Origin of the sequence: Streptomyces sp. DvalAA-43, from assembly GCF_900091725.1 — a bacterium.
GTDB lineage: Bacteria > Actinomycetota > Actinomycetes > Streptomycetales > Streptomycetaceae > Streptomyces > Streptomyces pulveraceus.
In genome coordinates, this window is the sequence record NZ_FMBW01000073.1 from 37,685 (window position 1) to 47,744 (window position 10,060).

Sequence of the window (10,060 nt, forward strand, 5' to 3'; positions counted from 1 at the left end):
CCACTGAGGGGGGCCGCTCCCTTTGCTGTACGTACGATGGTGCGTACGCGCGCATGTACGGGACGTGACGGGCCCGCCCGCACGGCCGGAATGCCGAGCACAACCGAATCTCAGTAACCTGGTCGGAGAACGACCTACAGACGAGCGAGAAGCAGACCTCCCCGCCGCCGGTCCTCGGTAGTGGCCCCCGGACTCATCGACCCGGGTGCTTCGATCGAAGACCGGCCCGCCGACGGAGGGCTTCTCCGCTACCGTCCCCCGCCACACGGGCGTGGGGGCGCGAAGACGCTATGTATCGGAGAAAACGCTAGTGGAGAACGAGACCCACTACGCCGAGGCCGTTATCGACAACGGAACCTTCGGCACCCGCACCATCCGCTTCGAGACGGGCCGCCTGGCCAAGCAGGCCGCCGGCTCCGCCGTCGCGTACCTGGACGACGACACCATGGTGCTGTCGGCCACCACCGCTTCCAAGAAGCCCAAGGACCAGCTCGACTTCTTCCCCCTCACGGTGGACGTCGAGGAGCGGCAGTACGCCGCCGGCAAGATCCCCGGCTCCTTCTTCCGTCGTGAGGGCCGGCCCTCCGAGGACGCGATCCTCACCTGCCGCCTGATCGACCGCCCGCTGCGCCCCTCCTTCAAGAAGGGCCTGCGCAACGAGATCCAGATCGTCGAGACGATCATGGCGCTCAACCCCGACCACCTGTACGACGTGGTCGCGATCAACGCCGCCTCCTGCTCCACGCAGCTGGCCGGCCTGCCCTTCTCCGGCCCGGTCGGCGGCACCCGTGTCGCCCTGATCAAGGGCCAGTGGGTCGCCTTCCCGACGCACACCGAGCTCGAGGACGCCGTCTTCGACATGGTCGTCGCCGGTCGCGTCCTGGAGGACGGCGACGTCGCGATCATGATGGTCGAGGCCGAGGCCACCGAGAAGACCATCCAGCTCGTCAAGGACGGCGCCGAGGCCCCGACCGAGGAGGTCGTCGCCGCCGGTCTGGAAGCCGCGAAGCCCTTCATCAAGGTCCTCTGCAAGGCCCAGTCGGACCTCGCCGCCAAGGCCGCCAAGCCCACCGGCGACTTCCCGGTCTTCCTGGACTACCAGGACGACGTCTTCGAGGCGCTCGCCGCCGCCGTGACGTCCGAGCTGGCCCAGGCGCTCACCATCGCCGGCAAGCAGGACCGCGAGGCCGAGCTGGACCGCGTCAAGGAGATCGCCGCCGAGAAGCTCCTCCCGGCCTTCGAGGGCCGCGAGAAGGAGATCTCCGCCGCGTACCGCGCGCTGACCAAGAAGCTGGTCCGCGAGCGCGTCATCAAGGACAAGGTCCGCATCGACGGCCGCGGCGTCACGGACATCCGTACGCTCGCCGCCGAGGTCGAGGCCATCCCGCGGGTGCACGGCTCCGCGCTGTTCGAGCGTGGCGAGACCCAGATCCTGGGCGTCACCACCCTCAACATGCTCCGCATGGAGCAGCAGCTGGACACCCTCTCCCCGGTGACCCGCAAGCGCTACATGCACAACTACAACTTCCCGCCGTACTCCGTCGGTGAGACCGGCCGCGTGGGCTCGCCCAAGCGCCGCGAGATCGGCCACGGCGCGCTCGCCGAGCGCGCCATCGTGCCGGTGCTGCCGACGCGCGAGGAGTTCCCCTACGCGATCCGCCAGGTCTCCGAGGCGCTGGGCTCCAACGGCTCGACGTCCATGGGCTCGGTCTGCGCCTCCACCATGTCGCTGCTGAACGCCGGTGTGCCGCTCAAGGCCGCCGTCGCCGGTATCGCCATGGGCCTGATCTCCCAGGAGATCGACGGCAAGACCCACTACGTCGCCCTCACCGACATCCTCGGTGCGGAGGACGCCTTCGGCGACATGGACTTCAAGGTCGCCGGTACGAAGCAGTTCGTGACCGCGCTCCAGCTCGACACCAAGCTCGACGGCATCCCCGCCTCGGTCCTGGCCGCCGCGCTGAAGCAGGCCCGCGACGCCCGCCTCCACATCCTCGACGTGATGAACGAGGCCATCGACGTTCCGGACGAGATGTCCCCGAACGCCCCGCGGATCATCACCGTCAAGATCCCGGTGGACAAGATCGGTGAGGTCATCGGCCCCAAGGGCAAGATGATCAACCAGATCCAGGAGGACACCGGCGCCGACATCACGATCGAGGACGACGGCACCATCTACATCGGTGCCGCCGACGGGCCGGCCGCCGAGGCCGCCCGCGCCACGATCAACTCGATCGCCAACCCGACCATGCCGGAGGTCGGCGAGCGCTACCTGGGTACGGTCGTCAAGACCACCACCTTCGGTGCCTTCGTCTCCCTCATGCCCGGCAAGGACGGCCTGCTGCACATCTCGCAGATCCGCAAGCTCGCCGGTGGCAAGCGCGTGGAGAACGTCGAGGACGTGCTCGGTGTCGGCGCCAAGGTCCAGGTCGAGATCGCCGAGATCGACTCCCGCGGCAAGCTCTCCCTGATCCCGGTCGTCGAGGGCGAAGAGGACGAGAAGAAGGACGACGCCGCCAAGTGACGTCCCGTAGTTCCGTGACGACGGCCCGCGCCTCCTCCGAGGTGCGGGCCGTCGCCCGTACCCAAACGCTTCTCAAGGGCACCAACGGCATCGGGACGGTCCGCCGCACCGTCCTGCCCGGCGGCCTCCGGGTCGTCACCGAGACCCTGCCCTCCGTCCGCTCCGCCACCTTCGGCATCTGGGCCAACGTCGGATCACGCGACGAGACCCCCACGCTGAACGGCGCGACGCACTACCTCGAACACCTCCTCTTCAAGGGCACCGCCAAGCGCAGTGCCCTCGACATCTCCGCCGCGCTCGACGCGGTCGGCGGCGAGATGAACGCCTTCACGGCGAAGGAGTACACCTGCTACTACGCGCGGGTCCTCGACACCGACCTGCCGCTGGCCATCGACGTCGTCTGCGACATGCTGACCGGCTCGCTGATCACCGCCGAGGACGTCGACGCCGAGCGCGGTGTCATCCTCGAAGAGATCGCGATGACCGAGGACGACCCGGGCGACTGCGTGCACGACCTGTTCGCCCACACCATGCTCGGTGACACCCCCCTCGGCCGCCCGGTCCTCGGCACCGTCGACACCATCAACGCGCTCGACCGAGGCAGGATCGCCCGCTTCTACAAGAAGCACTACGACCCCACGCACCTGGTCGTCGCCGCCGCGGGCAACATCGACCACGCCACGGTCGTACGCCAGGTCCGCAAGGCGTTCGAGCGGGCGGGCGCCCTGTCCCGCACCGACGCCGTCCCGGTCGCCCCGCGCCAGGGCACCCGCACCCTGCGCACCGCGGGCCGGGTGGAACTGCTCAACCGCAAGACCGAGCAGGCCCATGTCGTCCTCGGCGTCCCCGGCCTGGCCCGCACCGACGAGCGCCGCTGGGCACTGGGAGTCCTCAGCACCGCCCTCGGCGGCGGCATGAGCTCACGCCTCTTCCAGGAGGTACGGGAGAAGCGCGGCCTCGCCTACAGCGTGTACTCGTACACCTCGGGCTTCGCCGACTGCGGACTCTTCGGGGTGTACGCGGGCTGCCGGCCCAGCCAGGTCCACGACGTCCTCAAGATCTGCCGGGACGAACTCGACCGGGTGGCGTCCGAGGGGCTGAGCGACGAGGAGATCGGCCGCGCCATCGGGCAGCTCTCCGGCTCCACGGTCCTCGGGCTGGAGGACACCGGCGCGCTGATGAACCGCATCGGCAAGAGCGAGCTGTGCTGGGGCGACCAGATGTCGGTCGACGACATGCTGGCCCGGATGGCGCAGGTCACCCCCGATGATGTCCGCGAGGTCGCGGGCGAGGTCCTCGGACACCGCCCCTCCCTCTCCGTCATCGGCCCGCTCAAGGACAAGCAGGCCGACCGCCTCGAAGAAGCGGTCTCCTAACTCCACCGTTTAAGGAAGCAGAGCAATGAGCAAGCTGCGCGTGGCCGTTCTCGGCGCCAAGGGCCGTATCGGCTCCGAGGCGGTACGGGCCGTCGAGGCCGCCGACGACATGGAGCTGGTGGCCGCGCTGGGCCGCGGCGACGGGCTGGAGACCCTCACGGAATCCGGCGCCCAGGTCGTCGTCGAGCTCACCACCCCCGCGTCCGTGATGGACAACCTCGACTTCTGCGTCCGGCACGGCATCCACGCCGTGGTCGGTACGACGGGCTGGTCCGAGGAACGGCTCGCGCAGCTGAACACCTGGCTCTCCGGCTCCCCGGAGACCGGTGTGCTCATCGCGCCGAACTTCTCCATCGGTGCCGTCCTCACCATGAAGTTCGCGGAGCAGGCCGCCCGCTACTTCGAGTCCGTCGAGGTCGTCGAACTGCACCACCCCAACAAGGTCGACGCCCCCTCGGGCACCGCCACCCGCACCGCCCAGCTGATCGCCGAGGCACGGCGGAAGGCCGGCTGCGCCCCGCAGCCGGACGCCACCACCACGGCCCTGGACGGTGCCCGCGGCGCGGACGTCGACGGAGTCCCGGTCCACGCGATCCGGCTCCGCGGCCTCCTCGCCCACCAGGAAGTGCTGCTCGGCGCCGAGGGCGAGACGCTCACCATCCGCCACGACTCCCTGCACCACAGCAGCTTCATGCCGGGCATCCTGCTCGGCGCACGCCGTGTGGTGACCACTCCCGGCCTCACGTTCGGCCTGGAACACTTCCTCGACCTGAACTGACTGAGCCCTGCCATGCGCGCAAAGATCACCTACTTCGTCACCGCTGCCGTCCTGGTCTTCTACTTCGTCCTGGTCGGCAGCCGCGGCGTACTGCTCATCCGGCACGGCACACTGCTGACGGTCGCCTTCGGGGTCGCGGTGCTGATCCTGCCGGTGATCGGCGTCTGGTTCCTCTGGAAGAACACCCAGTTCGTGTCACGGGCGAACGCGCTGGCCGCGGAACTCGACGCGGAGGGCGGCCTGCCGGTCGACGAGCTGGTCCGCACCCCGTCCGGCCGCATCGACCGCGACTCGGCCGACGCGGTGTTCGCCCGTCGCCGCGAGGAGACCGAGGACGCCCCGGACGACTGGCGCTGCTGGTTCCGGCTGGCCGTCGCCTACCAGGACGCCAGGGACACCCCGCGGGCTCGCAAGGCCATGCAGCGGGCCATCGCCCTGCACATGAAGGAAGCCCGGCCCAGCACCCCCTGAACGGGCGTGCCGGGCCGGGCCGGCCATCGGACCTAGGGCTCAGGCCTGCCGGTACTCGTCCCCCCACGCCTCCACCGTGTCGGCCGCACGGTCGAACGCCTCGCCCCGCGTCAGGAAGTCGGCGTTGCTGTCGGTGAGCAGCGGCCCGAGCGCCTCGCCTCCCTGGCGTACGACGATCAGCGCCTGTCCCTGGACCGTGCGCGGGAACCCGAGCCACTTCACCGGCTGCTGCACGGTACGGACGGCGGTGACCCGGTTCCACGGCACGGTCACCGTGGTGAAGAAGCCGACCCGGCGCACGCCGTGGCGGCTGACCCAGGCGCCGACCCGCAGGAGTCGCAGCGCGCAGACGATGACCACGAGGGCCAGCACCACGCACACCGCCGCGCCCGCCAGTGCGCCGGCGAACGCGATGACCATTCCCGCGAGCAGGACGAAGGACGCGAGCAGCAGCAGGAAGGCCGCAGCCGCGACCCGCCAGGGTCCCGGACGGTACGGACGCCGCCAGCTGTCGTGGTCGTCGAACGGCAGCGCGATGTCCTCGGCGCTCGCGTCAAACGCGCGGTCGGCCGTCAGAAAGGGCAGGGGCACGACTGATCCTCACTCACAAACACGCTCGATTGCTGTGCCCGGTGAGGCTACCGAGGAGGTCACCGCCCCGACCACCCCAGGGGGTCCGTACGAGTCAGTGCCCGGGGGTGGCCTCGGTCTGTTCGGCGTGCGAGGGGCTCTGGGCGGGGCTGAGCGCGGGCAGGCCGAGGATCAGCGACCCGACGAGGCCGGCGACCACCGTCAGCCCGACGAGGGAACGCGCGGCCAGCTGGGAGACGCTCGCGCGCTCCCGCGGGGGCGGAGTGACGTTGCTGCGGAATCGGTCGCTCTCGGCCACGAACGAGAACGGGACGGCTTCACGCCGGCGGAACATGAGGAAGGTCTCCTTGAACTCTGTTACGGATACTGCTACTGAGTCAGACGCGTGGCGGGCCCGATCGGTGCCCCGAATTGCCGAATTCGTCGAAGAAATCCCTGGAAGGCCCTTCCGGACCCGGTTGTCGGTGGTGGCCCGTAGAGTGGGCGCCGCCCGAGCGACGCAACTGGAAGGACCCCGCCGGTGACCGAGACCCCCGAGCCCGCACAGCCCAGCTTCCGCAGCGATGTCACCGTTGAGCTGGTAAAACACGCCGCGGGCGACTCCGACGTCCTGTTCGCGGCCCGTGTCTCCACGGCCGGTGAGCAGTCCCTGGAGGAGGTCACCAAGGATCCCGAGCGTTCCAAGGGCCTCATCAACTACCTGATGCGTGACCGCCACGGCAGCCCGTTCGAGCACAACTCGATGACCTTCTTCATCAGCGCCCCGATCTTCGTGTTCCGCGAGTTCATGCGCCACCGCGTCGGCTGGTCGTACAACGAGGAATCGGGCCGCTACCGGGAGCTGGAGCCGGTCTTCTACGTCCCCGACGCCTCCCGCAAGCTGGTCCAGCAGGGCCGCCCCGGCAAGTACGAGTTCGTCGAGGGCACCCAGGCCCAGCAGGAGCTCACCGGCCGCGTCATGGAGGACTCCTACCGCCAGGCGTACGAGGCGTACCAGGAGATGCTCGCCGCGGGAGTGGCCCGCGAGGTCGCCCGCGCCGTGCTCCCCGTCGGCCTCTTCTCCTCGATGTACGCCACGTGCAACGCCCGGTCGCTGATGCACTTCCTCGGCCTGCGCACCCAGCACGAGCTGGCGAAGGTGCCGTCCTTCCCGCAGCGCGAGATCGAGATGGTCGGCCAGCAGATGGAGGAGCACTGGGCCCGGCTCATGCCGCTCACCCATGCAGCCTTCAACAAGAACGGACGCGTAGCCCCGTAGGCGGTGTCCGTATTGCGGCGTTTCATGAAGTTCATCTAGGCTGATCAAACGGACCCGGCACTGCTTGAACCCCCGAGCAGGCAGTGTCGGGCTCCTATCGCTTGTCCCCCCGAGGGGACATTGGGCGCTGAGCAGCGAGTAGCGTGTTACCCATGGCTCCGATCTCCACTCCGCAGACCCCCTTCGGGCGGGTCCTCACCGCTATGGTCACGCCCTTCACGGCGGACGGCGCACTCGACCTCGACGGTGCGCAGCGGCTCGCCGTCCATCTGGTGGACGCAGGCAATGACGGCCTGGTCGTCAACGGCACCACCGGCGAGTCCCCGACCACCAGCGACGCGGAGAAGGACCAGCTCGTCAGGGCGGTTCTGGAAGCGGTGGGGGACAGGGCCCATGTCGTCGCCGGCATCGGCACCAATGACACCCGCCACAGCGTCGAGCTGGCCCGTACGGCCGAACGCTCCGGCGCCCACGGCCTCCTCGCGGTGACGCCGTACTACAACAAGCCGCCGCAGGAAGGCCTCTTCCGTCACTTCACGGCCATCGCCGACGCCACCGGCCTCCCGGTGATGCTCTACGACATTCCCGGCCGCAGCGGTGTGCCGATCGACACGGAGACGCTGGTACGGCTCGCCGAGCACCCGCGTATCGTCGCCAACAAGGACGCCAAGGGTGACCTGGGCCGCGCCGGCTGGGCCATCGCCCGTTCCGGTCTCGCCTGGTACTCCGGCGACGACATGCTGAACCTGCCGCTCCTCTCGGTCGGCGCCGTCGGATTCGTCTCCGTCGTCGGTCATGTCGTCACCCCCGACCTGCGCGCGCTCATCGAGGCGTACACCGGCGGCGACGTCCAGAAGGCCACGGAGATCCACCAGAAGCTCCTGCCGGTCTTCACCGGGATGTTCCGTACCCAGGGTGTGATCACCACCAAGGCCGCACTGGCCCTCCAGGGCCTCCCCGCGGGCCCGCTGCGACTCCCTCTGGTGGAACTCACCGCACAGGAAACGGCGCAGCTCAAGATCGATCTCGCGGCCGGTGGGGTAGAGCTGTAACCACAGACTTCACAACTGAATAAGCGAAGAACACTCGCAAGAGCGACACACAGACAACAGCAAGTGCACGAATGACATGCGCGCCACGTGCCCAAGCGGTACGTGGCGTGCGTGGTAAGGAGAGTCTTTTGAGTCATCCGCATCCCGAACTCGGCACCCCGCCGAAGCTCCCGAAGGGCGGCCTCCGCGTCACCCCGCTCGGCGGCCTCGGCGAAATCGGCCGCAACATGACGGTCTTCGAGTACGGCGGCCGCCTGCTCATCGTCGACTGCGGCGTTCTCTTCCCCGAGGAGGAGCAGCCCGGGATCGACCTGATCCTGCCGGACTTCACCACCATCCGGGACCGCCTCGACGACATCGAGGGCATCGTCCTCACGCACGGCCACGAGGACCACATCGGTGGTGTCCCGTATCTGCTGCGCCTGAAGCCGGACATCCCCCTCATCGGCTCCAAGCTGACCCTCGCGCTGATCGAGGCGAAGCTCCAGGAGCACCGCATCCGTCCGTACACCCTCGAGGTGGCGGAGGGCCAGCGCGAGCGCATCGGCGTGTTCGACTGCGAGTTCATCGCGGTCAACCACTCCATCCCGGACGCCCTCGCGGTCGCCATCCGCACGCCCGCCGGCATGGCCGTCGCCACCGGCGACTTCAAGATGGACCAGCTCCCGCTGGACGGCCGCCTCACCGACCTGCACGCCTTCGCCCGGCTGAGCGAGGAAGGCATCGACCTTCTCCTCTCCGACTCGACGAACGCGGAGGTGCCCGGCTTCGTACCGCCCGAGCGGGACATCTCCAACGTTCTGCGCACGGTCTTCGCCAACGCCCAGAAGCGCATCATCGTGGCGAGCTTCGCCAGCCACGTCCACCGCATCCAGCAGATCCTGGACGCGGCGCACGAGTACGGCCGCAGGGTCGCCTTCGTCGGTCGCTCGATGGTCCGTAACATGGGCATCGCCCGGGACCTCGGCTATCTGAAGGTCCCCGCGGGGCTGGTCGTCGACGTCAAGACCCTCGACGATCTGCCGGACGACGAGGTCGTGCTGGTCTGCACGGGTTCCCAGGGCGAGCCGATGGCCGCACTGTCCCGGATGGCCAACCGCGACCACCAGATCCGGATCGTCCAGGGCGACACGGTGATCCTCGCGTCGTCCCTGATCCCGGGCAACGAGAACGCGGTCTACCGCGTGATCAACGGCCTGACCCGCTGGGGCGCCAATGTCGTCCACAAGGGCAACGCCAAGGTCCACGTCTCGGGCCACGCCTCGGCCGGCGAGCTGCTGTACTTCTACAACATCTGCAAGCCGAAGAACCTGATGCCGGTCCACGGCGAATGGCGCCATCTGCGGGCCAACGCCGAACTGGGCGCGCTCACCGGCGTGCCCAAGGACCACATCGTCATCGCGGAGGACGGCGTCGTCGTCGACCTCATCGACGGCAAGGCCAAGATCGTCGGCAAGGTCCAGGCGGGCTATGTGTACGTCGACGGCCTCTCGGTCGGCGATGTCACCGAGACCTCGCTCAAGGACCGCCGCATCCTCGGTGACGAGGGCATCATCTCGGTCTTCATCGTGGTCGACAGCTCCAGCGGCAAGATCGTGGGCGGCCCGGACATCCATGCCCGTGGCTCCGGCATCGACGATTCGGCGTTCAGCGCCGTCGTGCCGAAGATCGAGGAAGCGATCAACAAGTCCGCCCAGGACGGTGTGCTGGAGCCCCACCAGCTCCAGCAGCTGGTCCGCCGCACGGTGGGCAAGTGGGTCTCCGACACCTACCGTCGGCGCCCGATGATCCTTCCCGTCGTCGTCGAGGTCTGACCGAGGTCTGACTCCGACAGGCGCGAACTCCGGAGCGGGGCCCCCGATTTGCATCGGGGCGCCCCGCTCCAGTACGTTTACGGCTCCGCCTGACCGGGAAGCGCCCAGCACACATGTGTGCGGTGAGCCTCCCGAACGGGGCGGGAATTCCGACTCAGAAGTTCTGATAAAGTCGGATCCGCCGAAAGGCAAGGTC

At 68.7% G+C, this 10,060-nt stretch carries 9 protein-coding genes; 7 read left to right on the top strand and 2 right to left on the bottom strand.

Annotation, left to right across the window (positions count from 1 at the left end; all coding sequences use genetic code 11):
- Window positions 1–310 precede the first annotated feature (310 nt).
- Genes GA0115234_RS31195 through GA0115234_RS31210 form a run of 4 tightly spaced genes read left to right on the top strand, consistent with a single transcriptional unit; the run spans window position 311 to window position 5,149 of the window.
- Window positions 311–2,524 carry a polyribonucleotide nucleotidyltransferase gene (locus GA0115234_RS31195; protein ID WP_093548427.1) on the top strand — a complete coding sequence of 738 codons (2,214 nt, stop codon included), beginning with the start codon at window positions 311–313 and terminating at the stop codon, window positions 2,522–2,524.
- Complete coding sequence (locus GA0115234_RS31200; protein ID WP_093548429.1) at window positions 2,521–3,900, top strand: M16 family metallopeptidase; 1,380 nt, start codon at window positions 2,521–2,523, stop codon at window positions 3,898–3,900. Before GA0115234_RS31195 ends, GA0115234_RS31200 begins: the two co-directional genes overlap by 4 nt.
- A 25-nt stretch (window positions 3,901–3,925) precedes the next feature.
- Complete coding sequence (dapB, locus tag GA0115234_RS31205; protein ID WP_093548431.1) at window positions 3,926–4,678, top strand: 4-hydroxy-tetrahydrodipicolinate reductase; 753 nt, start codon at window positions 3,926–3,928, stop codon at window positions 4,676–4,678.
- 12 nt (window positions 4,679–4,690) lie between these two features.
- Entirely contained in the window at window positions 4,691–5,149 is a 459-nt protein-coding gene (locus tag GA0115234_RS31210) for a tetratricopeptide repeat protein (protein ID WP_093548433.1), read from the top strand.
- Between the two features lie 39 nt (window positions 5,150–5,188).
- On the opposite strand, the gene GA0115234_RS31215 is transcribed toward GA0115234_RS31210, so the two are convergent.
- Window positions 5,189–5,740 (bottom strand): hypothetical protein, encoded by a 552-nt coding sequence (locus tag GA0115234_RS31215; protein WP_093548435.1) that lies wholly within the window; start codon window positions 5,738–5,740, stop codon window positions 5,189–5,191.
- 94 nt (window positions 5,741–5,834) lie between these two features.
- Window positions 5,835–6,074, bottom strand: a complete 240-nt coding sequence (locus tag GA0115234_RS31220; RefSeq protein WP_093548437.1) for a hypothetical protein — start codon at window positions 6,072–6,074, stop codon at window positions 5,835–5,837.
- A 186-nt stretch (window positions 6,075–6,260) separates the two neighbouring features.
- On the opposite strand from GA0115234_RS31220, the gene thyX reads away from it, so the two are divergent.
- The 3 genes from thyX to GA0115234_RS31235 all read left to right on the top strand — a co-directional run bounded on the left by thyX (window position 6,261) and on the right by GA0115234_RS31235 (window position 9,864).
- Window positions 6,261–6,998, top strand: coding sequence for an FAD-dependent thymidylate synthase (thyX, locus tag GA0115234_RS31225; protein WP_093548439.1), 738 nt, complete (start codon window positions 6,261–6,263; stop codon window positions 6,996–6,998).
- 152 nt (window positions 6,999–7,150) lie between these two features.
- Window positions 7,151–8,050, top strand: a complete 900-nt coding sequence (gene dapA, locus GA0115234_RS31230; RefSeq protein ID WP_093548441.1) for a 4-hydroxy-tetrahydrodipicolinate synthase — start codon at window positions 7,151–7,153, stop codon at window positions 8,048–8,050.
- Between the two features lie 128 nt (window positions 8,051–8,178).
- Window positions 8,179–9,864, top strand: coding sequence for a ribonuclease J (locus tag GA0115234_RS31235; RefSeq protein ID WP_093548443.1), 1,686 nt, complete (start codon window positions 8,179–8,181; stop codon window positions 9,862–9,864).
- Window positions 9,865–10,060: the final 196 nt, after the last annotated feature.

Excerpts from the sequence above, each read along its gene's own strand:
- GA0115234_RS31220 (WP_093548437.1), bottom strand. The coding sequence starts at position 6,074 with ATGTTCCGCCGGCGTGAAGCCGTCCCGTTCTCGTTCGTGGCCGAGAGC.
- dapA (WP_093548441.1), top strand. The coding sequence starts at position 7,151 with ATGGCTCCGATCTCCACTCCGCAGACCCCCTTCGGGCGGGTCCTCACC.
- GA0115234_RS31210 (WP_093548433.1), top strand. The coding sequence starts at position 4,691 with ATGCGCGCAAAGATCACCTACTTCGTCACCGCTGCCGTCCTGGTCTTC.
- dapB (WP_093548431.1), top strand. The coding sequence starts at position 3,926 with ATGAGCAAGCTGCGCGTGGCCGTTCTCGGCGCCAAGGGCCGTATCGGC.